At 38.1% G+C, this 26,191-nt stretch carries 23 protein-coding genes and 1 tRNA gene; 5 read left to right on the top strand and 19 right to left on the bottom strand.

Annotated elements, in window-relative coordinates; translation table 11 throughout:
* Positions 1-11: 11 nt before the first annotated feature.
* The 16 genes from ruvA to ACN1CD_RS19550 form a co-directional block, all read right to left on the bottom strand.
* Positions 12-596: a Holliday junction branch migration protein RuvA gene (ruvA, locus tag ACN1CD_RS19625; protein WP_154281098.1), complete on the bottom strand. Its 585-nt coding sequence runs from the start codon at positions 594-596 to the stop codon at positions 12-14.
* A 5-nt stretch (positions 597-601) separates the two neighbouring features.
* Positions 602-2,923 carry an NADP-dependent malic enzyme gene (locus ACN1CD_RS19620; RefSeq protein ID WP_419132114.1) on the bottom strand — a complete coding sequence of 774 codons (2,322 nt, stop codon included), beginning with the start codon at positions 2,921-2,923 and terminating at the stop codon, positions 602-604.
* A 394-nt stretch (positions 2,924-3,317) separates the two neighbouring features.
* Positions 3,318-4,724, bottom strand: coding sequence for a transglycosylase SLT domain-containing protein (locus ACN1CD_RS19615; protein ID WP_419132113.1), 1,407 nt, complete (start codon positions 4,722-4,724; stop codon positions 3,318-3,320).
* 119 nt (positions 4,725-4,843) lie between these two features.
* Entirely contained in the window at positions 4,844-6,262 is a 1,419-nt protein-coding gene (gene gatA / locus ACN1CD_RS19610; RefSeq protein WP_419132112.1) for an Asp-tRNA(Asn)/Glu-tRNA(Gln) amidotransferase subunit GatA, read from the bottom strand.
* Between the two features lie 18 nt (positions 6,263-6,280).
* Positions 6,281-6,481: a Sec-independent protein translocase subunit TatA/TatB gene (locus tag ACN1CD_RS19605; protein WP_029287719.1), complete on the bottom strand. Its 201-nt coding sequence runs from the start codon at positions 6,479-6,481 to the stop codon at positions 6,281-6,283.
* 11 nt (positions 6,482-6,492) lie between these two features.
* Positions 6,493-6,849: a Sec-independent protein translocase subunit TatA/TatB gene (locus ACN1CD_RS19600; RefSeq protein WP_419132111.1), complete on the bottom strand. Its 357-nt coding sequence runs from the start codon at positions 6,847-6,849 to the stop codon at positions 6,493-6,495.
* 41 nt (positions 6,850-6,890) lie between these two features.
* Positions 6,891-8,195, bottom strand: a complete 1,305-nt coding sequence (locus tag ACN1CD_RS19595; protein WP_419132110.1) for a murein hydrolase activator EnvC family protein — start codon at positions 8,193-8,195, stop codon at positions 6,891-6,893.
* Positions 8,196-8,388: 193 nt separating this feature from the next.
* Positions 8,389-9,180, bottom strand: coding sequence for a DUF4292 domain-containing protein (locus ACN1CD_RS19590; protein ID WP_419132109.1), 792 nt, complete (start codon positions 9,178-9,180; stop codon positions 8,389-8,391).
* Entirely contained in the window at positions 9,158-10,849 is a 1,692-nt protein-coding gene (locus tag ACN1CD_RS19585; protein ID WP_419132108.1) for a tetratricopeptide repeat protein, read from the bottom strand. The genes ACN1CD_RS19590 and ACN1CD_RS19585 overlap by 23 nt, the downstream gene beginning before the upstream one ends.
* A gap of 199 nt (positions 10,850-11,048) precedes the next feature.
* Entirely contained in the window at positions 11,049-11,483 is a 435-nt protein-coding gene (gene dut / locus ACN1CD_RS19580; protein ID WP_419132107.1) for a dUTP diphosphatase, read from the bottom strand.
* A 38-nt stretch (positions 11,484-11,521) separates the two neighbouring features.
* Positions 11,522-13,009 carry an oligosaccharide flippase family protein gene (locus tag ACN1CD_RS19575; protein ID WP_419132106.1) on the bottom strand — a complete coding sequence of 496 codons (1,488 nt, stop codon included), beginning with the start codon at positions 13,007-13,009 and terminating at the stop codon, positions 11,522-11,524.
* Positions 13,010-13,152: 143 nt separating this feature from the next.
* Positions 13,153-13,437, bottom strand: a complete 285-nt coding sequence (locus ACN1CD_RS19570; protein ID WP_419132105.1) for an acylphosphatase — start codon at positions 13,435-13,437, stop codon at positions 13,153-13,155.
* A 59-nt stretch (positions 13,438-13,496) separates the two neighbouring features.
* Positions 13,497-14,456 carry an NAD(P)H-dependent flavin oxidoreductase gene (locus tag ACN1CD_RS19565; protein ID WP_419132104.1) on the bottom strand — a complete coding sequence of 320 codons (960 nt, stop codon included), beginning with the start codon at positions 14,454-14,456 and terminating at the stop codon, positions 13,497-13,499.
* The gene (locus tag ACN1CD_RS19560) at positions 14,447-15,352 is read right to left on the bottom strand and encodes an Abi family protein (protein ID WP_419132103.1); all 906 of its coding nucleotides are present in this window, start codon (positions 15,350-15,352) and stop codon (positions 14,447-14,449) included. Before ACN1CD_RS19560 ends, ACN1CD_RS19565 begins: the two co-directional genes overlap by 10 nt.
* Before the next feature lie 119 nt (positions 15,353-15,471).
* Positions 15,472-16,638, bottom strand: coding sequence for an amidohydrolase family protein (locus ACN1CD_RS19555; protein ID WP_419132102.1), 1,167 nt, complete (start codon positions 16,636-16,638; stop codon positions 15,472-15,474).
* A 125-nt stretch (positions 16,639-16,763) separates the two neighbouring features.
* A tRNA-Thr gene (locus ACN1CD_RS19550) sits at positions 16,764-16,836 on the bottom strand.
* Positions 16,837-17,323: 487 nt separating this feature from the next.
* Between ACN1CD_RS19550 and ACN1CD_RS19545 the strand changes: the two genes are divergently transcribed.
* The 3 genes from ACN1CD_RS19545 to ACN1CD_RS19535 all read left to right on the top strand — a co-directional run bounded on the left by ACN1CD_RS19545 (position 17,324) and on the right by ACN1CD_RS19535 (position 19,459).
* Entirely contained in the window at positions 17,324-17,638 is a 315-nt protein-coding gene (locus tag ACN1CD_RS19545; protein ID WP_419132101.1) for a hypothetical protein, read from the top strand.
* A 107-nt stretch (positions 17,639-17,745) separates the two neighbouring features.
* Positions 17,746-18,060, top strand: coding sequence for a hypothetical protein (locus tag ACN1CD_RS19540; RefSeq protein ID WP_419132100.1), 315 nt, complete (start codon positions 17,746-17,748; stop codon positions 18,058-18,060).
* 67 nt (positions 18,061-18,127) lie between these two features.
* On the top strand, positions 18,128-19,459 hold the full coding sequence (locus tag ACN1CD_RS19535; RefSeq protein ID WP_419132099.1) for a sigma-54-dependent transcriptional regulator: 1,332 nt from the start codon (positions 18,128-18,130) through the stop codon (positions 19,457-19,459).
* Between the two features lie 65 nt (positions 19,460-19,524).
* On the opposite strand, the gene ACN1CD_RS19530 is transcribed toward ACN1CD_RS19535, so the two are convergent.
* The gene (locus ACN1CD_RS19530; RefSeq protein ID WP_419132098.1) at positions 19,525-21,993 is read right to left on the bottom strand and encodes an ATP-binding protein; all 2,469 of its coding nucleotides are present in this window, start codon (positions 21,991-21,993) and stop codon (positions 19,525-19,527) included.
* A gap of 123 nt (positions 21,994-22,116) precedes the next feature.
* On the opposite strand from ACN1CD_RS19530, the gene ACN1CD_RS19525 reads away from it, so the two are divergent.
* Complete coding sequence (locus ACN1CD_RS19525) at positions 22,117-22,806, top strand: helix-turn-helix transcriptional regulator (RefSeq protein WP_419132097.1); 690 nt, start codon at positions 22,117-22,119, stop codon at positions 22,804-22,806.
* Between the two features lie 573 nt (positions 22,807-23,379).
* Entirely contained in the window at positions 23,380-23,940 is a 561-nt protein-coding gene (locus tag ACN1CD_RS19520; protein ID WP_419132096.1) for a DinB family protein, read from the top strand.
* A gap of 134 nt (positions 23,941-24,074) precedes the next feature.
* Here ACN1CD_RS19520 and ACN1CD_RS19515 read toward each other — a convergent pair whose 3' ends face one another.
* Entirely contained in the window at positions 24,075-25,070 is a 996-nt protein-coding gene (locus tag ACN1CD_RS19515; RefSeq protein ID WP_419132095.1) for a GDP-L-fucose synthase family protein, read from the bottom strand.
* Positions 25,063-26,178, bottom strand: a complete 1,116-nt coding sequence (gmd, locus tag ACN1CD_RS19510; protein WP_419132094.1) for a GDP-mannose 4,6-dehydratase — start codon at positions 26,176-26,178, stop codon at positions 25,063-25,065. Before gmd ends, ACN1CD_RS19515 begins: the two co-directional genes overlap by 8 nt.
* Positions 26,179-26,191: the final 13 nt, after the last annotated feature.

Here is a 26,191-nt window from a genome sequence, read left to right as displayed (position 1 = left end):
GGCGTTAAGGTCTATAATTTTTTTAAAGCTTGTTTAATTAGTTGCTCCACAGAGAGCGTTCCTTCTGTTACTTTTAATATTTGGTCGATAGTTTTCTCTGCTGTTTGTTTGGCAAATCCGAGCATTACTAATGCGGATAACGCTTCATCTTTAACCGTATTATGCTGTGGCATAGAAATTAATGAATCTACGCCTTCTTTTTTTAGTTTGTCTTGCAACTCCAGAACCAGGCGTTGTGCCGTTTTTGCACCTAAGCCTTTTATCCGCTGGATTAGCGGCAGATCTGCTTTAACAATTGCAGTTTGAATTTCCTCGGGTGTAATTGAGGATAAAATCATTCTACCCGTATTTGGTCCTATCCCAGATACGGATATCAGATGTAAAAATAAACGGCGTTCGCCTTCATCAGCGAACCCGTATAATGTATGAGCATCTTCTTTAACGTACAGCCAGGTGTAAAGCTTACACCTTTCTGCGTCTCCCAAGGCGCTGTAAGTATTTAATGAAATGTTTATATGATAGCCTATACCACCAGCTTCAACCACAACAAACGCTGGGTTTTTGTATGTTAATTTACCATCAATATAGGCGTACATGGGTATTACTTCTTAGTTGTTTTTGTAAATATACCTTTTCGTTTTGATGTTTCCGCAATTTCTTCTTTAGCCTGAACATCCACTACTGCAATAGTAACCATATTTACGATCTCTCTCACCGAACTTCCTAACTGAACAATATGAACAGGCTTATTCAATCCTAACAGAATCGGCCCAACAGCTTCTGCTCCTCCCAACTCCTGTAAAAGTTTATAGGCAATATTTCCCGATTCTAAGTTAGGAAAAACCAGCGTGTTTGCCGGTTCATCTGCCAGTGTACTGAATGGAAAGTTATCTTTTAAAAGTTCATTATTGATGGCGAAATTGCCTTGCATCTCACCATCTACAACAACTTCCGGATGATTTTTATGAAGAATTCTAACGGTTTCCCTAACTTTATTTGGCGTTACACCATCATTCGAACCGAAGTTTGAATAGGATAATAATGCAATCCGGGGCTTGATATTGAACTGTTTTACCGATTTATCTAAAAGCAAAGTGATGTCAACCAACTCTTCTGCCGTAGGATCTACGTTCACAGTGGTATCACCAAAAAACACCGGCCCTTTCTTTGTCATCATCATGTACATACCGGCTACACGTTTAACGCCCGGCTCTACTCCAATCACCTGCAATGCCGGCTTAATGGTATCACCATAATTTTTCGTTAAACCAGAAATCATCGCATCTGCTTCACCAAACTCCACCATCGATGCGCCATAATAGTTACGATCCCTCAACAACTTCGTTGCATCGTTTATGGATACCCCTTTACGTTGTCTTTTTTTGTAAAGTGCTGCCGCATATTGTTTTGTCTTGGCTGGGTTTTGCATCTGATCAATGATTTCTACGCCCTCCAGTTCAAGTGCATGCTCATCAATAATCGCCTGAATTTTTTCTCTGTTTCCTAACAAAATAGGAATTGCGATATTTTCGTCCTTAACAATTTGAGCGGCCTTTAAAATCTTGTAATTATCAGCCTCTGCAAAAACAACCCGTTTAGGGTCAGTTTTAGCTTTAGTGGTAATGGAACGCATAATGGCATCGTCTAAGCCTAAACGTTTTCTTAACTCCTCAGAATAAGCATCCCAATCGGTAATTATTTTACGGGCTACACCACTTTCTATGGCAGCTTTTGCCACGGCGATGGAAACTTCTGTAATTAACCTGAAATCTACTGGCTTTGGAATAATATAATCTTTACCAAATTTGAGGTTACGGGCATTGTATGCAAGATTTACCGCCTCTGGAACGGATCTCTTTGCCAATTCTGCAATCGCTTTCACAGCTGCAATTTTCATGGCTTCGTTGATGGTTGTTGCACGAACATCTAGAGCGCCACGGAAAATGTATGGGAAACCCAACACATTATTCACCTGATTTGGATAATCAGAACGACCAGTCGCCATAATTAAATCCTTACGGGCTTTAATGGCCAAATCATAAGCAATTTCAGGATTGGGATTAGCCATTGCAAAAACAATCGGATTTTTCGCCATGCCAACCAACATCTCCGGCTGAATCACATTTCCTGCCGAAAGGCCGATAAAAACATCTGCACCTTTCATCGCCTCACCTATGGTACCGATGTCTTTTCTGCTGGTTGCAAAGTACATCCGCATCTCATCAAGATCAGTACGTTCAGTATTGATTAATCCGTTGATGTCGAACATCACCAGATTTTCTTTCTTTACACCGAGAGAAAGGTACATTTTTGAGCAGGAAACTGCAGCAGCACCTGCCCCACTTACCACGACCTTAATCTTATCGATTTTCTTTTTCTGAATTTCGCAGGCATTTAATAAAGCGGCGCCAGAAATAATGGCCGTACCATGCTGGTCATCGTGCATCACAGGAATATTCATTTCCTGTTTTAAACGGGTTTCTATTTCAAAACACTCTGGTGCTTTAATGTCTTCGAGGTTAACGCCTCCAAATGTTGGTTCCAGCGCTTTAACGATTTTAACAAAATCGTCTATATTTTTAGTATCCAGTTCTAAATCGAATACGTCGATATCTGCAAAGATTTTAAATAATAAACCTTTACCCTCCATCACCGGTTTGCTGGCTTCAGGACCAATGTTTCCCAATCCCAAAACGGCCGTTCCATTGCTAATTACAGCAACAAGGTTCCCTTTTGCGGTATACTTGTAAACATCATCAGTATTATCTGCTATTTTTAAACAGGGTTCCGCTACACCTGGCGAATAGGCCATGGTTAAATCACGTTGTGAAGTGGTTGGTTTTGTAGGTACTACTTGTATTTTTCCTGGCCGCCCTTGCGAGTGGTAATCGAGCGCATCTTGCTTTCTATTGATATTACTCATTAAGTAACTTATTAGTGACGGGGCAAAGGTACGATTCTTTTGTCAGGCAGAAAACATTATGTAAGCAAATTAAGTCGTGAGGTACCATGGGTGATGATCAACACATAACTAGTAAACAGTCACATAGGAAGAACCGTTATTGCTGTGATTTTAAAAATAAACAAATGTTGCAGCTATTTATTTTGTTCAGTTTTAAACGAACATCCAGGTTGAAAGAAAAAAGTATGGACTTACAACCTCATGAAATACCAAGGCAATGCCAGTTTTTATGACGGGTAAAATTGAAAATATATTGCCCTGATATTTTAAACGGACAATATATTTAATATTATGAGAGAAAGAAGTGATGATGCTGTAACAGCATTTTTAGCCATTAGTTAAAAGGTATCGTTTACTATCCTTTACTAATCTTCAGGATCATACCGGCATGCAATCCAGCTTTGGATAATTTATTATCACGCTTGATACTTTGAACAGTGGCGCCGTTAAATTTTTCAGCAATTTCTGATAAGGTATCTCCTGATTTTACCGTATAATTCTGGAAAGAGACAGGTGCTTTTAAGTGACTAACATTTTTAGTGAATATTTTCAGTTTCTGACCCGGTACAATTGTTTTACTTTTTAATCCGTTCCAAACTCTTAAATCCTGCACTTCTACACCATATTTATTGGCAACTGTTGTGAGCGATTGTCCTGCTGTTACCTTATGCAACACTACAGAATTACTGGAAACAGTTTTAACCGCCTTTGCTTTTCGGAGATCCCTTATATCATCGGTATTCGCCTGAACCACGCGCATGCTTACTTCTAAGTCTGTATTATTTAATACCTCATAAACTCCGGCATAATCAATATCTCTAAGTTTTGGCATGATGATCCGTTTCGGATCTTCATCAGTACCATTTACAATCTTTTTCTTATATGAAGGATTGAGTGCAAAAAGAGCTGTTTCATCAACATTTAAAGCTTTTGCCAAATCGGCTAAAGAAACAAACTTATTGGTTTGAACGGTATCTGTTTTTAAGAATAAGCTACAAGCCTGAGGAGAAATCTGATGTTTGTTTGAATAATTCATTACATACACTGCAGCTATAAATGCCGGCACATAATTTCTAGTTTCTTTGGGCAAAAACTGTCTGATGGCCCAAAAATCTCTTGAATCTGCTTTAATCATCGCACGTGTTACTGCTCCTTTACCACAATTATAGGCAGCTATGGCCAGTAACCAATCGCCCAGTTCTTCATAGGCATCTCTAAAATATTGTGCGGCAGCGTAACTGGCCTGTATGGGATCCTTTCGTTCATCTACAAAATTATCCATCTTTAAACCGTAAGCTTTCCCGGTACCAAACATAAACTGCCAAATACCTGTTGCCCCCACTCTGGAAATGGCATGTGGATTCATTTGCGATTCAACAATGGTGAGGTATTTAATTTCCTGCGGAATATCGAAGTCTTTTAACGCCTTATCAAAAATTGGAAAATAGTAATTGGATAAGCCCATCATTTTGCCAAATAAATCTTTTCGCTTGGCATAAATATCGATATACTGCTGAACGTATTCGTTATAAGGGAGTGGAACGGTTTTAGCAATAGAATCTAAACGGAGCTTGTAGATATAATTTTGCCCCATCAACAATGGGTTTTCGTAGATAAGCGGCACCGAAACCGGGTCGGTATTGATGAAAATATTATCCTGTATTTGTGGAAGACTATCAATCTTAACTTTCTGCTGGGCAGACGTGACAGAAACTAATCCTATGAGGGCACATACATTGGTAAAAAGTAATTTTTTTATCATGGGCAATTTGGTTTATCCAGCGTTATTTTTCAGTTATCCTACTGAAATCTTAATCAGAATGTTTTCCGATTTTGCCGGAAAAACACAACTAAACGCTGCGCATATTTTAAAAAATATGCTTATTTTAAAAATGCCTGAGAAAAAGCAAGGAGCTTGTCTTCCTCAAAATGTTTGGCTGTAAATTGAATACTTAACGGCAAGCCAGCTGTATTATTGCCTAAAGGTAAGGCAATTGCCGGATTTCCGCTCAACGAAGGCAACACTGTAAAGATGTCGGCAAGGTACATCACCAATGCATCCTGCATGTTATCGCCTATTTTAAAAGCTGTTGTTGGTGCCACGGGCGATAAAATCAAATCATAATCCTGGAACAAATTATCCATCTTTTCTCTGATTAACCGACGAACTTGCTGTGCTTTTTGATAATAAGCATCGTAATAACCTGCACTTAAAACAAAAGTTCCCAATAAAATACGCTTCTTCACCTCTTCGCCAAAACCTTCTGCACGTGATAATTTATAAAGATCCGTTAGTGATTTTGCTTCCAGGTTCCGGTGTCCGTAATGCACACCATCATACTTGGATAAATTCGAAGATGCTTCTGCAGTGGTTAAAATATAATAGGCAGGAACAAGATAATCTAAAAGATCAAAAGATACATACTCAACAGTATGGCCTTTTTCTTTAAGGTCGGCTATAGATTTTAAGATCGCATCCTTGATTTCCGGATCAAGTGCATCACTTTCTATGGTTTCTTTAAGAACAGCTATGCTCAGTTTTTTCGCCTCATTTAACTGCGCCGGATAATCTGGCACCGCTAATGGAGATACAGTAGAATCATTATCATCAGCACCAGCTAAAACCTGAAGTAAAAGCGCCGCATCTTCAACAGAAGAAGTAATGGGCCCAACCTGATCAAATGATGAGGCATAAGCAATCACGCCATACCTTGAAATTCGCCCATAAGTTGGCTTTAAACCAATCTGACCACAGAAGGCAGCTGGTTGTCTCACTGACCCGCCAGTATCCGTACCAAGGGCAGAAAGGCACATATCGGCCTGAACAGCAATGGCAGAGCCACCAGAAGATCCACCGGGCACTAGTTCTGGGTTTGCCGCATTTTTGGCTGGCCCGAAGTATGAAGTTTCATTAGAGCCGCCCATGGCAAATTCATCGCAATTTAAGCGACCAATAATTACGGCATCTTCTTGCAGCAAGCGCTGAACAACGGTAGATGAGTAGGGCGATACGAAGCCATCGAGCATTTTGGATGATGCTGTTACTACATGATCCTTATAACAGATATTATCTTTAATACCAATTACCATCCCGGCAAGTTTACCTGCGGTTCCTTGCTCTATTTTCTGCTGTACTGCTTTCGCCTGAACTTCGGCCGAATAAAAAAACACCTCATTAAATGCATTGAGGTGTTCATTATCTGAAATTTGCTTAAAATAATAAGCCAATAAATCGGGTAAAGTAAGTTGCTTTTGCGAAATGAGTGCCTGGATCTCTTTTAGAGCGCTGTATTTCTTCAAAACTTAAAATTATAATAATTAAACGGTTTTATCACGGTTTGAGGGATCAACTTGTTCTCCATCTACGCCATCTTTACCATCTTTAAATTCTTTAACACCTTTACCTAAACCTCTCATCAGTTCGGGAATTTTTTTACCACCAAATAATAACAATACCACTACCGCAATAATGATAATTTCTGGTGTTCCAAGCATTGCTGCTATTGTTGTATTTAACATAACTTTTTTGTTTAAACTTTTTGACTGTCAGTTACAATTTTTTCATCTATTGGAGTGCTTGACGGATGATTGTCTGTTGTTGTCACCTTTTCATCTACCGGAGCAGTTTCTGCTGCGGGCTGATGAGATTGATTATTTGCAACTTTTTCTTCAGCTTCTTCTTTATCTAAATCCATCGCATTGATGTTTCTATGGATTTCACGTTTAACACCATCAGAAGCATCTTTAAACTCTCTGATTCCCTTCCCTAAGCCTCTTGCCAATTCTGGTAATTTCTTACCTCCAAATAGCAAAAGAACTACCACTAAAATGAGTACGATCTCAGACCCACCCATATTTAAAAACTCTAATAACGTTCCTTGATACATCACTAATCTATTTTATACAAATATAAACATTTTAAAACTTTCTATTTACTAATCCAGGCTTCAGGATTTAAAGCCCCCTGACCCCTTCTAATCTGGAACTTAAGTATCGCATCGTCACCCGTTTTGGCTACTGCACCAATCGTTTGCTTGGTATCAACAGAATTACCCACACTTACGCTCACTCCTCTCAAATTCTGATAAACAGTGAAGTATTCTCCATGGTTAATTACCACTGCCGTTCTACCCATAATATTTTGAACCATCACTACTTTACCTGCAAATACTGCTCTTACCGCAGCACCATCTGCTGTTGTAATGTCTACACCATCATTAGAATAAGATGCCTGATCTACTTTATGTAAACCAAACCGCTCCGTAATCGTTCCGGTAGCTACCGGCCATGGCAATCTACCTCTATTATTTTCAAAGCCTGCTGAAAGTCTTGCTGCTTCCGGAGTAGCAGTTAGCAGCTCTGAAGTACTTTTCTCCCGTGCAGCCGGTGCAGTACTTGTAGTTGGGGCAGGTTTATTTTCTGCCTTTGCTTTTGCCGCAGCAGCTCTTTCTTCGGCTGCGCGTTTTGCTGCTGCTAAACGTGCTTCTTCTGCTGCTTTCCTTCTCGCTTCTTCAATGGCTCTTTGAATTGCAGCAGCAATTGCCCTGTTAATTTGTGCCTGTTCTTTTTTCTTTGAATTGATATCCTGCTTGAACTGACGTTCTTGCTTCGTTAGCTGATTTAAGGCAACAGCCTGCTGATTCTTATCTTTTCCTAAACGTTCTCTTTCCCGCTCCTGCTCTTTCAAAAGATCACTTTTCTCCCTCAGGGTCTTATCCAATACCTTGATTTTTCCATTTAAATCCTGCTGGGTATTTTCGATATAACCAGCCTGTTTCTTACGGTACTGACTAAATTGTTGCAGATATTTTATCCTTTTGTAAGCCTGATTAAAATCTCTTGCAGCAAAAATAAACATCATCTTCTCATAGGCATTTCTATTTCGCTGCGCAAAACGGATCATCCCGGCATATTCCTTTTTAAGATCACCTAACTGACCTTGTAGTGTATGTACGGTATTTGTGTTCTGGGAGATTTGATTATCAAGGTTTTTTATTTCGGAATTAATGGTTCCGATTTTATCCTGGCGGAGGCGAATCTGCGCATTGATGGCATTAATCTGCTGCAGGGTTAATTTTTTACCGCTGGCCGTTTTATTCAAATTCTTTTGGAGCTGTTCAATTTCACGCTGGATAGCTTCTTTTTTCCTTCTTAGCTGGCTTTCGGTTTGTGCAGTAGCCGAATAGGCAAATACGCTTAAAAACAGGATAAATATGATTTTCTGTAGCTTCATCAAGCCAAAAGTATAAAAATTTTATAGGAAAAGACATTAAAATTTAGATACAAAAGGCTTTACAAATAATCTTCACCTCATCTTCATCCGAAAATTTCCAGCCATAAAAAAAACAGTCATCAAATAAGCGGATGAAAATTCAACCCAAATATTTGATGACTGTAGGATAGCTGTTAAGCGAGTACTGATAAATTTACTTCACTAATTTGTAGCTATTTGGAACTTTAAACGGAAACTCCAATGGAACATTACCATCAATTTTCACAAATTTTAAGTCGATATTTATTTTTTTCATCCCCGATAGGGTATTGATTTTAAGTGCACTGGGAAATAAAGACTCATTTAAATCCTGGTAATCTGAATAAGTTACCTTCAATGCCTGCCCAGATTTTGAATCATTCAGGTTTGTTTCTTCCACCTTTAAAAGTGTATTAAATAACAACCTGTAATCCAGGCTTTCTTTACTTCCTGTTACCACCCAAACGCCATTCTCTTGTTTTAAGTTAGATTCTGGTGTTAAAAACTCACCCATTGCATTGCCGGTTAACATCGCCTGTAGCGTATTAAAGTTAACTTGCTTATTGGTGAAATTATAAATGTAACTAAAAGGCTTACTCAAATATTCACTCTTCGCCCTGTTCATCACCTTAATACTATCGGGTGTAATGATGGCTCTGGCTGGCTCATACGCACCACCCAATGCCGTGATACTTACCCAAATGATTTCCTTATCTTTTATTCTGAAGTTCATGGTCACCTCATTCGAGTTACCAGCAATATCTAAGGTGGCTTTCGCTTTTAATGAAAGGGTATTAAACTTCAGTTGTTTACTATTTAACGAAGCTAAAGCTTCGGCCTTTGTGTTATCTGTCTTAACTTCTGTAGCAGCCGGGGGGGCAACAACGATTGCTTTTTTAGGCTTGCAGGCAGATACAGAAATCACTGTTCCTGCAATTAGCAAACTATTTAAAATACTTCTTCTCATTAATTTTTTTGTTTAATACTTCAGATCCGTTTCCTGCCAATTTTGCCTTCTGCCACTGTACAAGTGCGGCTTCCTTATCCCCTTTCATAAAGAGGATATCACCATAATGTTCCAGATAAACACCGTTTTTATTGGTATTGTTTTGCAGTGCTTTTTCTATCCAAACCTTGGCCAGATCATATTTTTGTTGCTTGAACAAGATATAGGCATAAGTATCTGTAATGGATGAATTATTAGGCATAGCATTGGCGGCTGTCTCCGAATATTTTGAGGCTTTGGCCAGGTCATCATTTCTCAAGGCAAGATAGTAAGCATAATTATTCATGATAAAATAATTATCAGGCTCTATTGCAATTGCTTTTTCGAAGGCTGTTTTTGCCAAGGCAAAGTTGTTTTGATTAACATAGATATCGCCCTGCAAAGCAAAAACCTGTGCCTGTAAACTTTTGTTATCGACATCTAACTGCAAAGCGGTTTTTAAATTACTTTGTGCCAGATCCAACTTACCTGTTTTGAATAGCGCATAAGCCGTATAGTAATAAAGACTGGCTTGATTGGGGTAAATTGTTAGTGCTTCATCACCCATTTTTACGGCATCATCATAGTGACCCAACAACGTTTGGATATTAATAATTTGCTCCCAAACCATATAAACCTGGTCGTTTAATTTCAATGCAGCCTGATACTGAACTAAAGCTTCTTTTAACTTATTCTGCTGATATAAAACATCACCATAAAGTGCCAGTGCTTTTGCATCCGTTGGATTTTTTTCTGCTACAAGCTTACTTAATACGGTAACATTTTCAGCCACCACCGGATCACTCAACTTTGAAAACAGCGCCGCAATAATTTTTACCTTTTCATTTAACGGCATTTCAGCGCTTTCGAAAGCCAATTTTAATGATGCAAATGCCAGCGCATCATTTTTCTGTTTGCCATAAATATCTGCAAGACCCAGGTTTACTTCAAAATTACCAGGTGCCAACTGCTGCGCTTTCAATAAAACTTTTAGCGCTTCTGTATCATTACCTTTTTGAAGCAATAAGCCAGCAGCGTAAAGGTAATTTTTAATATCGGCCTGATTACCTTCAAGCAGCTTTACAATGTCGCTTTCTGAGGCTCCTGAATTTGGTTGAAAACGTTTTTTGGCGATGAGGAGTTCATTCGACTCACCAAATTTCGCCAGAATTTCATCGTATGTTTTTTGTGAAGCTTCTGTTTGATTGGATAGAAACTGTGCATTTGCCTTATCAAAATAATAAGCTTCATTCTCCGGATCTAGCTTAATTAACTGATTAAACACCCCAATCAATTCAGGCATTTTATTGGTGCGTTTATAAACTTCGGCAAGTAAACGTTGATACCATGGATTGTTTGGCTTAATGTTTATTGCTTGTCTGATATTTAATTCAGCATCCGACAGACGATCTAAACGCAAATTCGCATTAGCCAGTTCGAAAAGAGCGGCATCGTTACTTGGCTCTAAACTAACAACCTTATTAAAATTAGTTAATGCAAGGGCATAATTATCGGTCATTTTATCTCGCAAGCCGGCAAAAAATAATTGTTTTACCATGTTGCTATCACGGGCAGTAGCCACAACAGGAACCTGAGCAAAAGTTTTTCCGCCAAAAGCTAACAATGCAAGTAAAATGTACCTTTTTATCATATATTAAAAAATGAAGGATTGATTAAAGGAGTAAAGGATGGAATAATTGAAGGATGGAATAATTGAATTAGTGAATTATAAAAATGATTGAAGGTTTTAAAATTCTATAAATCCTCATTCAAAATTCTTTCATTCAAAACTCAATCACTCTTTCATTCAAAACTCTCTCATTCAAAATCCTATCCCTCTCTCATTTAGTTTAACCTTTCCCTGTATGTCCGTATCCGCCATCTCCCCTTAGTGTTTCGCCAAGGGTTTCAACTGCTTGCCATTGCACAGTTTCATGTTTAGCCACTACCATTTGTGCGATGCGATCTCCGTTAACGATCTTAAAATCTGTATCCGATAAATTAACCAATAACACTTTAATTTCGCCACGATAATCTGCATCGATAGTGCCAGGCGAATTTACAATACTAATGCCATGTTTATAGGCTAGTCCACTTCTGGGCCTGATTTGTGCTTCAAAACCAATAGGCAATTCAATAAATAAACCTGTTGGGATGAGTTGGCGCTGCAATGGTTTAAGTGTAATTTCTTCTATAATTGATGCCCTTAAATCCATCCCCGCAGCATGAGCTGTTTCGTATTGAGGGAGTGGATGTTCAGATTTATTAATGATATTAATATTCATTTTATAGAGAAGAGCGGGTTTTGTGTAAATAAAATCTATTATCGTTTTAAAATCTTCCTTAAATCGTCTTTTTCAAAATAAGCCACACCACCAATAAATGCGATGAGCATGGCATTGCCGATATAAATGTTTTTATTAAAGATAAAGAACGATGAAAATACGATAATAGTGGAAACAATTAAATAAGCCAGAATCTTTTTTAGGTTGTAGGGAATCGGATAATATTTTTGTCCTAGAATGTAGGAAATAATCATCATGGTGCCATACGTGGCCATCGAGACCCATGCCGACCCCATATAACTGTATTTTGGAATGAGAATCATGTTAAAAACAATGGTGATTACTGCGCCGACTAAGGAAATATATAAGCCAAACCGGGTTTGATCAGATAACCGATACCAGATCGAAAGATTCATATAGATACCTAAACACACATAACCAACCAGCAGATAAGGAACGGCTGGCAACCCAACCCAATATTCTGCCAGGTGAGCCTGATCTCTGCTGATAAAATATTTCAAGATTTCGATATTGGCTGTTAAAGCAACGAAGAGAATGGAAAGTGCAATCACAAAATATTCTAAAATCTTGGCATACGTAACTTTTGCATTCTCATTTTTAGCGTAGCTAAAGAAAAATGGTTCAGCACCTAACCGGAAAGCCATGTTAAAAATACTGAGGAAGATGGCTAGCTTACACACTGCTCCATAAATCCCTACCTGTGCCTCAGTAGTGTAGCGGTCTAACAGTATCTTATCTAAATTCTCGTTAATGATAAAAGATAAGTTAGCAACGAGAACCGGCCAGCTGTACGACAACATATTTTTAAATAATGCAGCATCAAATTTAAACTGCACCTTCAAAAACTCTGGCACCAATAATAAAAAGGTGATGCCACTTGCAATCAGGTTGGAGATAAATACATATCCCACCCATTTATCCCTGAACCAGCTTTGAAAAAATTCGTGCCCAGGCAAATCGTGCTGAATAATTAAAGGAATGCCATAGATGAAAAATAAGCTTAACAATACATAACTCAAAATATTTATAAACTTAATGAGGCTATATCGGAAAGGTTTTCCATCGGCCCTTATTCTGGCAAAAGGAATCACACATACGGCGTCAGAAAATAGCAACCAGAGAAAATACTGCACATATCTCTTTTGATCCTGGTAATGAGACATATTGTTATTCAGTAGCCATTTCGTTATTGGTTCAGTAAAAACAAGGCCAGTAATTAAAAATAGAGTAGAAATAAAGGCAACAATTAGAAATGAATTATTGTAAACCTGCGCTTTCCGATCCTCATACTTATTTAAATACCGGAAGAAAGTAGTTTCCATTCCAAACGCAAGAATGGCATTTATCATGGAAGCATAGGCGTACATTTTGGTAAAAACACCTAAAGCTGCGGCGCCATAGCTTCTGGTAAAGATTGGGGTTAAAATAAAGTTTAATAACCGGGATGCTATGGTACTGATCCCATAAACCATCGTTTGCCCAAGAAACTTTTTATATACAGACAAGTGATTTTAGATTTTAGGATTTTAGGTTTTAGATTGAATAGCCATTCGGGGTTCTAAAAATTAAAATCGATTTAATTATAAAAATAATAATATGATTCCAGGTTTTAAATCGTAATTCGTCAATCTAAAATCTTAACTTAACCTTACCAGAGTAAATTCTTTTTCACCACTTCGAAATTGCGAAAATCTTTGAATATGCCATCGCTTACCGCTACATTTTCAACAACCGATTTATCTGGTCCTTCTTTGCACCAATCTATAAAAGCATCTAAAATAAATTGTTCGGCTTCTGCCTCGATATAAACAGAACCATCCTTTTCATTCTTAACAAAGCCGCGAATTCCCATTTGATCGGCTACGGCTTTTGTACTCGCCCTAAAGAATACCCCCTGCACTTTACCGATTACTTTGATATCAATGTGTTTCATTAATGGAAAATTTATGGCGCTAAGTTACGAATCAAGTTCTATAACGTCCACCGGGTAGATTAAATATCGAAATTTTGAGCAGCTAATTCATTTTTGGCCTTTAGAAATTCTTCCCAAATCTCTTCCAGGATTCGTTTTGCTGGTTTTATTTCTTTTAGCATGGCTGATACTTGCCCGATTTCCAGTTCCCCATTTGCAAGATCACCTTCAAACATTCCTAATTTTGCCCTCGCTTTACCTAACATTTCCTTGAGCTGAGTTTGGTCTGCACCTTCGGCTTCGGCCTGTGCAATGGCATCTGCAAATTCATTTTTAAGCAACCGTACCGGAACCAGTTTTTTCATTGCCAGTCTGGTATCGCCTTCGGCTGATAAAATAATTTTATTTTTAAATGCCGGATGGGCTGAAGATTCTTCTGCAATGGCAAAGGCGGAACCGATTTGTACAGCATCTGCACCAAGTGCAAAGGCAGCAAGCATAGATTTTCCACTGGCTATCCCCCCTGCTGCAATAACCGGGATATGTACGGCTTCTTTAATGATCGGAATTAAGCACATTGTTGTGGTTTCTTCTCGTCCGTTATGTCCGCCTGCCTCAAAACCTTCTGCAACAATTGCGTCTACCCCAGCTTCCTGCGCTTTCAAAGCAAATTTTGTATTGGCAACAACATGCACAACTGTGATGCCTTTTTCTTTTAAAATAGCTGTCCAGGTTACCGGATTACCTGCTGAAGTAAAAACAATCTTAACTTCCTCCTGAATAACGATGTCGATAATTTCCTGAACATTTGGATACAAGAGCGGAATGTTTACCCCGAAAGGTTTATCTGTTGCTTGCTTACATTGCCGAATATGCTCCAGTAAAATAGCAGGATACATAGAACCGGCACCAATGATACCTAAACCTCCGGAGTTAGAAACCGCTGATGCCAGTTTCCAGCCGCTACACCAAACCATACCTGCCTGGATAATGGGATATTTGATATTAAAGAGTCTGCAAATTGGGTTTTTTAACTCCATAATGGTTCATCTTTCCAGTTAAGTTTCAATCCTAAAGCGTATGGATCAACATTCGGATATTTCTCCAACAGGGAAACTAATTGAATTTTTAAATTATTTTGAGGCTGAATAATATTTAGCAAATATTTGATGCAACACAAGTGAATATAAAGCATATGCATTTCCTTCTCCTCCGGCACTTCCTTAATCCAATCAAATGGTGGATTTGGTAAAAGTTTGGGCCTGCCAGGTAGATTTTTATTCCAAAGCCTGCTATGATGTGCGCAGTAATTTCGTATTTGAGATAAAGATTGCAACCAACTAGGTAAAAAGGTATGGTTAATTAATCCCAATTCTTTAGCAATAGTATCTTTAGAATTTACATCATTCTTTAGGTTGCCATAAATTTTAGAGAGCGCCCCAAAGCTTGTCAGTTCCAATGTCTTCCAAGATGGAGGAAAACGCAAATCATCCTTATGCTTAGTTTTATGAGATTTAATAAAAATATCTTTAGATCGAGCTAATTCTTCTTCTATAACTGCTAAAGTTTTTACAGCTTCTGGTACATTTTGGAATATCTCCAATTTTTGGAACCACCAAGGGCCAAATTCGTGAGATAAATGATAAATTAACTTTGTTCGTAAACTAATTTCTATCTTTTCAATGGCATCGAAAGCAATCATACGAAGTTCTCTGTCAAAATTATATAACGAGATTACATCTTCAAATTTACTGCCGAATTTAAAAATGTGGTCATCCTTCGGCTCAGATTGCATTGGCCACCAATAGCCTGCCAGGCGATAATAACTAATATGAGACAAAAAATGAAAAGCTAGATCAGGATCAGAGATTGATAAACCTCGATCTATCAATTGAGCTATTTGTTCATCTATTTTTAGTGATTGCTTATTGTACATAATAAAAAAACAAAAAGCCTATAAAGCAAAAGACACGCCCTGGGACGCTGTTCTTAAGGGTAGCGTGGCGTGTACTGTTGATGCGAAGATAAGTAAATTCATTTATAAAGTATAATATACTATACCAATTTTACCACCTGATCATTTTCGATGGTAAAATCTGCTGATAATTTAATCAGGTTTAATCCTGGAGATTTACCAATTTCTATAGACCCTAATTTATCCGCCAGCCCAAGAAATTCAGCACCATTGATCGTAGCCCATTCCAAAAGCCTCTCAAATTCTACCTTCTTTAAAGATTGCAATGTTTTCATCTCAGATAAAATATTAAGCTGATGATTACTTGCCAGACTGTCTGTTCCTAAGGTGATTTTTAATTCTTCTGAAAGAAATAAATCAACATCGGGAAGGGAATTTTCAATGTATAAATTAGCCTGCGGACATAAGCACCAATACAAATAAGGATGATGCTGTTTTGCAAAGGCAATATCTGCTTTACTGGAAACCGTATTATGAACCAGCAATGTTTTTTGCTTTTTAATATAAGGTAGCCAGGTTTGTAAGGAAGTTTTTCCTGATGGCTTAAAAAATGATAAATTCAAACCTAAAAATTCATAGAGCTGTAGAAATCCTCCAGACATACTTTCAAAAAATTCATTTTCATTAGCCGTTTCCTGATTGTGCACACTGATGAATGCATGATCTTTTTCTGCAGCCTTATTAATTAAGCTAAAAAGTTCAGGTGAAACAGAATATGGGGCATGCGGCACCACAGACGCAGACAAAGGTAAAAACTGATCTTTGATCGCGTTGGCGAAATCCATAGTAGCCATTGCCCTTTCCGGATTAAAGCTCAATGCTTCAACAAAGGTGTGGTAATAGATTTTACTCTGTTGCTTAATTTCCTTTGAGATGATTTGATTGGAGATATCACCAACAGCTACAATCCCATTTGCAAACATTTGGTGGTCGGCCTTACGCATAGATAATTGAATCTCCTCCGTATCAGCCGATCTGCTTTTAATAACGGTTTGCACAAATTCTACCAGCCCCGTTTGTTCCGGAATCTGGCCTAACATGTGCGATAACTCTAAATGGCAATGGGTATTAACAAAGCCAGGAACGATGGCACCTTTATATTTCTCTATTGGTAAATTGAGTTGCTGAGCCGTGGCTTCAGATAGAATTTCTTGTATTGTTCCACCTATGTTAACTGAAACTACACCATTTTTGATAGGTGGTGTACTTACTGGAAAGACCCAATCGGCCGATAAGTATTTTAGCATGAAACAAATTTAGGAATTTTGATTTACGAATTACGATTTGCCAGTATGCAAGAAGATTTAGCGAAAAGTAGTTTGAGATTGAAAGAACGATCTAAAATCATAAATTTACAATCGTAAATTAAAAGAGCCTCCTATCGGAATCGAACCAATGACCTACTGATTACAAGTCAGTTGCTCTACCAGCTGAGCTAAGGAGGCTTTTAATCGGGCTGCAATGATAGAAAAAATATTCTTTTGGTAAAAATTTTATTTTATCTTTTTTTAAAACTGGTCTAATTTCATTAATGAAGATCAAATGCGAAGTTTTGCTAGCCTTTGTTGGGGAAATACTTCGAAAGTTTTGGGGTACCGTTACTAGAACTTGTGAAATTCTTCAGCGCACAGCCTTTTGAAATTTCGTAAGTTGATAAACTATAATTTTTAGACAGCTTCTTAAATAGAAGATTAATATCATAGTATCACCATTTAGAGAGAAAATCAGTCTTGATAGGTGGAAGATTAAGTGATTTGTAGACCAAACTTGTTGCCAATCCCCACAAGTTGTAGAGATATTCCCCACTTTTGTTTTTTTGACACATACTTAAACAATTGAAATAAAGCAATTTAACATATTATCGTGATTTGGCACCATTATGAAACATGAGCAAGTATTGTTACACATATTAAATATTAAAATTTACATACTATGAAAAAGTTCATTTTATCAGCTACATTCTTAGCGTTCGCAGGGTTCTCAGCAGTACAAGCAAGTGAAGTAAATACAATTAAAAATCCTGCAATTGTTGCAGTTCAAGATAGCGCAGTAAAAACTCCGGTTAAATTAGAGGAGCTTCCAGAGCCAGTAACAACAGCATTAAAATCAGATGCGTATAAAGGTTGGGAAGCAACAGAAGCCTGGTCTGTTAAAGAAGGCACTAAAGAATACTTTTTAATCAATGTTAAAAAAGAAGCAGAAACAGGTTCTGTAAAAATTGATAAAGACGGTAAACCAGTTCAATAATAAATTGCCCCAGAGGCATAATCAATAAGCATAACCTTTTGGTTGCGCTCAACTAAACGAATCACGAAACTATTTGATAGTTTCATCACCATTAAATATATAATAAGATGAAAAAATTAATTTTATCAGCTGCGTTCTTAGCTTTTGCAGGATTCTCAGCAGTACAAGCGAGTGAAGTAAATACAATGAAAAATGCTGCAATTGTTGCAGTTCAGGATAGTGCAGTAAAAACACCAGTAAAATTGGAAGAACTTCCAGAGCCAATAACAACAGCATTAAAATCCGATACTTATAAAGGTTGGACGCCTACCGAAGCATGGTCTGTTAAAGAAGGAACAAAAGAATACTACATTATCAATGTGAAAAAAGAAGCTGAAACAGGTTCTATTAAAATTGATAAAGACGGTAAACCAGTTGAATAATCCCAAATATTACATCTACCTAGTATAAGAAAGCCAGTTTTTAACTGGCTTTTCTTATTTTTGTTGTATGGCCAAAATCCTGATTATAGAAGACGATACAACATTTGCCCAATTACTCGAAGGTTTTTTGACAAAACATGGCCATGAAATTTCTTTGGCTACGCATATAAAACCATCGTTTAAATTGATTGAAAATGAAACCTTCGATCTATTTTTAATCGATTATCGCCTACCTGATGGAATCGGTTTTGATGTGATTACGCACAACAGAAACCTGGGTATCTCCACACCAATCATTATCATGACCAGCTTTAATGATGTTCGTACGGCAGTAAAATCCATGCAAATGGGAGCCTTCGATTACATTACCAAGCCTGTTAATCCCGACGAACTTTTAATGGTGATTAAAAATTCCTTAACTAAAAAGGAATCAAAAACTGTTGAAATTGAAACTGCTGATGCCGATCTGATAAAAGGTAAAAGTGCCATTGCCGATCGGTTGTATGAACACATTGACCTGGTTGCACCAACAGATATGTCGGTTATTATTCAGGGTGAAAGTGGTACGGGAAAGGAATTCGCAGCCAGAACTTTACATCAGCAAAGTAAACGCGCCAATAAACCATTTGTAGCAATAGATTGTGGTGCTTTATCAAAAGATTTAGCGGCAAGCGAACTATTCGGACATGTAAAGGGTGCCTTTACAGGTGCCTTAAATGATAAAAAAGGACAGTTTGAAGCGGCAAATGGCGGAACTCTATTTTTAGATGAGGTGGGGAATTTGAGCTACGAAGTGCAGATTAAATTACTACGTGCACTTCAGGAGCGGGTAATTCAACCTTTAGGAAGCACGAAATATGTTACTGTAGATGTTAGAATTATTACAGCCACCAATGATGATTTATTGAACAGTATAGCGGGTGGCGAATTCAGAGAAGATTTATATCACCGCCTGAATGAATTTAAAATCCAGCTACCCCCACTTAGAAAGCGTGGTAGTGATCTTGAATTATTTATCAATCATTTTGTACAACTTTCTAACCGTGATCTGGATAGAAATGTAAAGAGTATTTCTGCAGAAGCAAAATCTTTGCTCCTCAATTACGACTGGCCAGGAAATTTAAGGGAACTTAGCAATGTAATTAAACGCATGGTGTTGCTAACGCCCGGAGAGGTGGCCCAGGTAAATGCCTTACCAGATGAAATGATGATTTCAGTAAACCGGCAAACCATGCCCGGAAGTTCTTCTGATTTAAAAGCAGTGACCGAGCAAAATGAAAAAACATTAATTGCTGAAACCTTAATTAAAGCCAAGCACAACAAATCGAAGGCAGCGAAAATGCTTAATATCGACAGGAAAACGCTTTATTCAAAAATGGAAAGATATGGGATTGCCTAATTTTTAAGCTTTTTCATTAATACCTTATCTTAACAAATTAATTGCTTCCACACGATAGTCTGTAACTATTGTGGTTCCAGCTCTTCCATCATTGCAATTAATGCAGCTAACTTCTTAAGCTGCTCACATACCGCATCTTTTATCTCCGGGTTTAAACCATTTTCTGCAATTTCTATTTCGAGCTGCCGCAATGCTTGCGCCAAAGTTTTCGAGCCCATTTGTGCCGTTCGGCCAGCAAGCCTGTGAACAATTAAACGGCTTTTATCCTGATCATTTTCTTCCAGATTGGTTTTCAATATTTCCGCATCATCGATACAATCCTGTTTAAATCTTGCGATGATCTTTTCCAGCATCTGCCGATCACCAAAGGTCATTTTTTCAATGGAAGAAAAGTCAAATTCAGGTGATTCGATTAAAAGTTCCGTTTTTTCGAAAATGGAAAGTAAATCCACCGCACGGAAAGGTTTTAAGATCAATCCATCAAAACCTTCACTTAATACCATCTCCCGCTCTTCTGGCAATACCTGGGCAGTAATGGCATAGAATTTAATGTTAGCAGGGAGTTTTTTCTTCAGGATATGACATAGTTCCAGGCCAGTTATCTCAGGCAAACGCATATCTACCAAAACATACTTTAGCTCAGGATCAGCCTCCTCATGCAAAATATCGGCAACCTGATTGAAGCTTTTATATGGAATTTTATTTTTCTCAAAAATTAATTCGCAGAGTTCCAGAATTAACCTGTCATCATCAATAACCCAAACCATTCCAGGGTTTACAATGGCATAATGATCCAGATCCAATGGATCAATTACCTTTTCTGTAGTTTCCTGATAGGTAAGGTAAATATTGAATATAGTTCCAATCCCCGCTTTACTTTTCACATGGATTCTTCCGCCCTGGCCATCAATTAAAGCCTTTACAATAGGCAGGCCCAAACCTGTTCCGGTTTGATTGAGCACATATTTTTCAGGAGATTCGATCTGTTCAAACTCGTTGAATATTTTCGGAATGTCTTTTTCGTCAAAGCCAATCCCCGTATCTTTAATGGTGAAATTAAAATGGAGGTTTCCATCCTGCTTTTTGCAGGTTACAGAGAGGGTAATTTCTCCCTTTAAAGTGAACTTTACCGCATTCCCCAACAAATTGAAAAGGATTTGTTTCAGCCGGAAAGCATCGCCACTGACAAATTCCACATCACTTAAATTTAAGTTTGTAACCAGTGTGAGTGATTTCTGTGCAGCCAACGGACGGATAACGGACGTAACTTCCTCAATAATCTTTTTAACATCAAAAACCTGGTGATTAAAGCTGAACTCGCCAGAAATAATCCTGTTATAATCCAGCACCTCATTTACAATCTGAAGCAAATGAATAGAAGATTGGTAAATGGCATAAACATCTTTTTTCTTTGGCTGCTCTTGTTGAGCAATCAATTCTGCATAGCCCAAAATAGACTGCAATGGTGTTCTGATCTCATGACTCATATTAGAAAGAAAGCGTTGCTTCGCCTTGCCATGATATTCGGCCAGATCTTTAGCCTCTTCCAGCGCTTTACGGTATTTATTACTCCGGGTAATATCAGTCAGGATTAAATACAGCAGGATAACCGTAAGAAAAAAGAAAGTAATGATGATCACTGTGATTTGTGTTATCCCATCGTTCACCACTTCCTTGGCTTGAATGCCATTCAAATCTACCTGAGCCACTGCCTCACCTTCTACTTCTCTTAGAATTTGCAGCATCTGACCGGTTAAAGCATTACTTGCGGTAGATAAGTCTGCTTCACGTTTTAAGAATTTCTGGCTTTTTCGACGTTGCTCACTCTCAATGTTTTTCAACGAGCCCGTCATACTCTTCATAATACTGTCTTCCGCTTTCGCGTTCAGTGTATCACGTTTCACCTTAAATTCTTCGTTGATGATTTTATAAACATCAGATTTCTTTTTCCCGAAAAGCTTACTTAAAAACCCTCTTGATTTCTGTTCTTCTTCTGGTGCAACAGTGGTAGTAGATGTGGTGGTTTCGGTGGTTAAAACAGCACTATCGGTTTGGCGTGCCCGCGTAGCTACCAGTTCATTTAGCTTCTGCACTTCGTTTGAAAACGATTTGGTGTTTACCAACGTCTCCCTGACTTTAAGGTAGGCAATGAACTGTTTATCTCGTTGTATTAATAAACTTTTAATCGATTTTATTCGGTTAAGCTGCAGGGAATCGCCGGCGTAGAGCGTTCGGAGAGTATCTAAACTTGATCTTAACCTTCTGGATTCGCGCAAGAAATTATAATTGCCCTGCTTATTAAAAGCTTCGTCACGCTGCAGTTGATCCAGCCTTGCTATCTTGTGTGATAAATCATTTACTATTCTTAACCGATCATTTGGCGCAGAAATTTCTTCTACCGTGTTCAGCATCCGCGTAAAGGCAAACTTGCTGATTCCCCAAGCCAGTAATAAGGCAAAACAGGCGAATAGAAACCCGATGATTACCTTACTTTTGATTGCCCTGAAAAAACGCTTTTGAATTGCGGCTGCCATGAACTATTGAGTATATGTTAATATTAACGAATTTTTCGCTAAAAAGACATAACAAACATTAGAATACAATGCTTCCTCTTAAAGGTTTGATTTATTTGCTAATTTTATGGCAACCCTGAAAACATGAACCGCATCGATCGCCTTTTCGGCATATTAACCCTCCTTCAATCTGCTAAATACATTACGGCAGAGAAAATTGCGCAGCGTTTTGACATGAGTATTCGTACGGTATACCGTGACGTAAAGGCTTTAGGCGAACAGGGAATCCCGATCAGCTTTGAGCATAATAAGGGTTATTTTCTTGTTCAGGGATATTTTTTACCTCCGGTTTCTTTCAATACAGATGAAGCAAATGCCTTACTACTGGTAGAAAGCCTGGTAAATGGTTTTGCAGATCACTCCATCCGTTCTCATTATTCTACCGCGCTTACGAAAGTAAAAGCTGTATTGAAAACCGCACAAAAAGAGAAATTAGAATCGTTAAATCAACACATCAAACTACAGATTCCAGAACGCTTAACCTTCAACTATACTTACCTTTCCCTTATTCAGCATGCCATTTCCGAAAAAAATTTAATAGAACTGGAATATAAAAATGTACAGGAAGTGGCAAGCAAACGCTGTGTTGAGCCCATTGGACTTATCTTCTATGCTTTCAGCTGGCACATGATTGCATGGTGTCATTTCAGAAATCAATACCGCGATTTCAATCTAACCAGAATTCTTTGTTTAAAAAACCTGGAAACACCATTCTCGAAAAAAGACCATATGCCTTTAAGCGACTATATGAGTATGTTACCTGTTAATTTTTAATGCCCTCCGTTTTTCTTAACCTGATTTTGATAATATTTACTGCCTTTTACATCCCGGTCTGCGACCACCCCCTCCGTTGGACTATCACGTAGACACCATAAATTTATAAAGATCTTTTGCCCGCTCTTTGCCGCGGAGGCATGGTAATTTTTCACAGTTAATATTGTTTTTAGCGGTGTTCAAGAATGCTGCGCATTTTGGAGCGCCAAAGTACCCAAAATGCTTTGTCAATCCAACTAGGGGCCTTTCACACGTCCCACACTCATCAAAAAAACAGCAGCACTTCGTTTTGTGTTCAATACCTTTTAAAGCTTTGAATCCGCTTTATATACACAAAACCACTGCGTTTAAGGTTTGTCAGTGCAATATTATACTACTGTACAACTGTTTTTTTGATTTCCCCGGCCCTTGGGATTAACGGCGCTCTTCGGTGAGGCCTGTACTTTATTAAAGTTAGTTAGCAAAATGTATAGTCATATCTCCGTACGATTAAAAATATTTCATTTTAATTTTAGCACTGCCATAGGGTTGTCAGTACGGCGTATTTCCTTTGTATCACCAAAACAAAAAACTATGAGTTTCGCTGACATATTATTAATGGAATTACAAGGAATTGAAAAATCAAAACAACAAAATATGGATATTATTAAAGCATTATTAAAGGAATTGGAATCAGAATTTATCACGACTAAGAAATTTCTGGCACTTGTACCAGCAGATAAATTTGATTGGGCACCACATGAGAAAAGCATGAAAATGAAATCACTTGCTAGCCACATTGCAGAACTTCCTGAATGGGTTAGCCTGGCGCTTACTACCGATGGATTGGATTTTGAGACTGCTCCTTATCAGGAAAAAAAGGTAGAAAATAATGATGATTTGCTTAAGCTGCTGGAAGAAAGCTATGAGAAAGGGAAATCAGAATTGGCGCAATCGAAAGTAGAAGATTTCGATAAGCAGTGGATTTTGCGTAACGGCGAGCATATTTTAGGCGACTGGACCAAGTATGAAATGATGCGCACCGCATTGAGTCAAATCATTCACCACCGTGCACAGCTAGGTGTTTATTTAAGAATTTTAAATATCCCCATCCCTGGCAGCTATGGCCCAAGTGCTGATGATCAAAGCTTTTAATCGCTGAAAAACTAGAAAATAATAAAACCCTGGCCATCCGGCACAGGGTTTCTCAATTGTCCCCAGTGACACACTATAACAAAAGTGTTTCTTTATTATACTGGATTTACCATCAGTATAAATTGCTCAGTGCCTTATGCACAAAGCGATTTATTGCCGACAGCTATTTTTGGGTAATCTATCTGTTCTAAATAATCCTGGTAAGCGAGCAGGACACCTTTTTCTAACCCCACTATAGGCTGCCAACCCGTGTTTTTAATTTTTGAAACATCAAGCAGTTTTCTTGGCGTTCCATCTGGTTTCGAAACATCGAAAATTAAATTCCCTTCATATTCTAAAGCTTTTGAAATGGTAGTCGCCAGTTCCTTAATGGTCAGATCTTCACCTGTGCCAATGTTAACAATCTCGCTACTGTTATAAACTTTCATCAGGTGAACGCAGGCTTCTGCTAAATCATCAGCATATAAAAATTCTCTTTTGGGCGTTCCGGTGCCCCATACGGTAACCTCTGGAGTACCTTCATGTTTTGCTTCATGGATTTTGCGAATCAAAGCGGGTAAAACGTGAGAATTCTCCAGGTGATAATTATCATTTTTACCGTATAAATTGGTCGGCATGGCATTAATATAATTCACACCATATTGCTTAGCATAAGCCTGACACATTTTTATTCCGCAAATTTTGGCGATCGCATACGCATCATTAGTTGCCTCCAGGGCGCCAGTTAAAAGATATTCTTCCTTTATGGGCTGCGGTGCAAGTTTAGGATAGATACAAGACGAACCCAGGAATAAAAGCTTTTTTACTTTGTTAACCATCGATGCATGGATCACATTGTTCTGAATATTGATATTCTGAACTAAAAAATCTGCCGGGTAAGTATTATTGGCCAGAATCCCGCCAACTTTGGCCGCAGCTAAAAAAACGTAATCTGGCTTATGTGTTGCAAAAAAATGGTCTACTTCCAACTTATCAGTAAGATCCAGTTGTTTTGAAGTTCTTTTAATGATATTGGTATAACCTTGTTTAATAAGGGCTCTCTCTATCGCCGAACCTACCATTCCTTTGTGCCCAGCAACGTATATCTTCGCGTCTAAATCTTTTAAATCCGTCTGCTCCATTTTATTCATATTGGTTTTTTATTACGTAACCTGATTCTTTAAGTAACTGGTCTTTTTTGAAAAGCTCAACATCTGCTTCAACCATTTCACTTACCAGCATTTGCAGGTCATATTTAGGTTTCCAGTTCAATAATTGGTTTGATTTAGTCGGGTCTCCAACCAAAAGATCAACTTCAGTAGGTCTGAAATATTTCGGATCAACTGCAACCACTTCTCTTCCAATTTCCAACTGATAATCAGGGTGATTACAGTATACTACAAATCCTTTCTCGTCTACACCAGTACCAGAAAAACCAATTTCGATACCAATTTCAGCAAATGCCAATTTTACAAATTCGCGTACCGGCGTCGTAATTCCTGTTGCAATTACAAAATCTGATGGCGATTCTTGTTGAAGAATTAAATACATGGCTTCAACATAATCTTTCGCATGGCCCCAATCTCTTCTGGCATCAAGATTCCCTAAATAAAGCATATCCTGAAGGCCTAAACCAATTTTAGCAACACCCCTTGTAATTTTTCTGGTTACAAAAGTTTCGCCTCTAAGTGGGCTTTCATGATTAAATAAAATCCCGTTACAAGCATACATGCCATAGGCTTCTCTATAATTTACAGTAATCCAATACGCGTACATTTTGGCTACTGCATAAGGCGAACGTGGATAAAAAGGAGTGGTTTCACTTTGTGGCACCGCTTGTACCAATCCATAAAGTTCTGAAGTAGAAGCCTGGTAAATTCTGGTTTTCTTTTGTAGGCCTAAAATTCTGATGGCTTCTAAAATTCTCAATGTTCCAATCCCATCTGCATTTGCAGTATATTCCGGAACATCAAAACTTACCTGTACGTGAGACATTGCGCCAAGGTTATAAATCTCATCAGGCTGTACCTGTTGAATGATTCTGATCAGGTTGGTTGAATCTGTTAAATCACCATAATGAAGAACCAAATTTCTGTTTTCTACTTCCGGTCCCTGATACAAATGATCAATCCTATCGGTATTAAACTGTGAACTTCTTCTTTTAATTCCGTGTACTTCATAACCTTTTTCTAATAAAAGTTCTGTTAGATACGCACCGTCCTGACCGGTTATCCCTGTAATTAATGCCTTTTTTTTCATTGCCTTTTTTATT

Origin of the sequence: Pedobacter sp. N23S346 (assembly GCF_048515415.1) — a bacterium.
Taxonomy (GTDB): Bacteria; Bacteroidota; Bacteroidia; order Sphingobacteriales; family Sphingobacteriaceae; genus Pedobacter.
This window is presented reverse-complemented; position numbering and strand designations above follow the sequence as displayed.

Coding starts and splice junctions, on each gene's coding strand:
- ACN1CD_RS19520 (WP_419132096.1), top strand. CDS start 23,380: ATGAGTTTCGCTGACATATTATTAATGGAATTACAAGGAATTGAAAAA.
- ACN1CD_RS19545 (WP_419132101.1), top strand. CDS start 17,324: ATGAAAAAGTTCATTTTATCAGCTACATTCTTAGCGTTCGCAGGGTTC.
- ACN1CD_RS19560 (WP_419132103.1), bottom strand. CDS start 15,352: ATGTACAATAAGCAATCACTAAAAATAGATGAACAAATAGCTCAATTG.
- ruvA (WP_154281098.1), bottom strand. CDS start 596: ATGTACGCCTATATTGATGGTAAATTAACATACAAAAACCCAGCGTTT.
- ACN1CD_RS19565 (WP_419132104.1), bottom strand. CDS start 14,456: ATGGAGTTAAAAAACCCAATTTGCAGACTCTTTAATATCAAATATCCC.
- ACN1CD_RS19605 (WP_029287719.1), bottom strand. CDS start 6,481: ATGTTAAATACAACAATAGCAGCAATGCTTGGAACACCAGAAATTATC.
- ACN1CD_RS19570 (WP_419132105.1), bottom strand. CDS start 13,437: ATGAAACACATTGATATCAAAGTAATCGGTAAAGTGCAGGGGGTATTC.
- dut (WP_419132107.1), bottom strand. CDS start 11,483: ATGAATATTAATATCATTAATAAATCTGAACATCCACTCCCTCAATAC.
- gmd (WP_419132094.1), bottom strand. CDS start 26,178: ATGAAAAAAAAGGCATTAATTACAGGGATAACCGGTCAGGACGGTGCG.
- ACN1CD_RS19515 (WP_419132095.1), bottom strand. CDS start 25,070: ATGAATAAAATGGAGCAGACGGATTTAAAAGATTTAGACGCGAAGATA.
- ACN1CD_RS19585 (WP_419132108.1), bottom strand. CDS start 10,849: ATGATAAAAAGGTACATTTTACTTGCATTGTTAGCTTTTGGCGGAAAA.
- ACN1CD_RS19530 (WP_419132098.1), bottom strand. CDS start 21,993: ATGGCAGCCGCAATTCAAAAGCGTTTTTTCAGGGCAATCAAAAGTAAG.
- ACN1CD_RS19535 (WP_419132099.1), top strand. CDS start 18,128: ATGGCCAAAATCCTGATTATAGAAGACGATACAACATTTGCCCAATTA.
- ACN1CD_RS19540 (WP_419132100.1), top strand. CDS start 17,746: ATGAAAAAATTAATTTTATCAGCTGCGTTCTTAGCTTTTGCAGGATTC.
- ACN1CD_RS19615 (WP_419132113.1), bottom strand. CDS start 4,724: ATGATAAAAAAATTACTTTTTACCAATGTATGTGCCCTCATAGGATTA.
- ACN1CD_RS19525 (WP_419132097.1), top strand. CDS start 22,117: ATGAACCGCATCGATCGCCTTTTCGGCATATTAACCCTCCTTCAATCT.
- ACN1CD_RS19600 (WP_419132111.1), bottom strand. CDS start 6,849: ATGTATCAAGGAACGTTATTAGAGTTTTTAAATATGGGTGGGTCTGAG.
- ACN1CD_RS19620 (WP_419132114.1), bottom strand. CDS start 2,923: ATGAGTAATATCAATAGAAAGCAAGATGCGCTCGATTACCACTCGCAA.
- ACN1CD_RS19555 (WP_419132102.1), bottom strand. CDS start 16,638: ATGCTAAAATACTTATCGGCCGATTGGGTCTTTCCAGTAAGTACACCA.
- ACN1CD_RS19590 (WP_419132109.1), bottom strand. CDS start 9,180: ATGAGAAGAAGTATTTTAAATAGTTTGCTAATTGCAGGAACAGTGATT.
- ACN1CD_RS19595 (WP_419132110.1), bottom strand. CDS start 8,195: ATGAAGCTACAGAAAATCATATTTATCCTGTTTTTAAGCGTATTTGCC.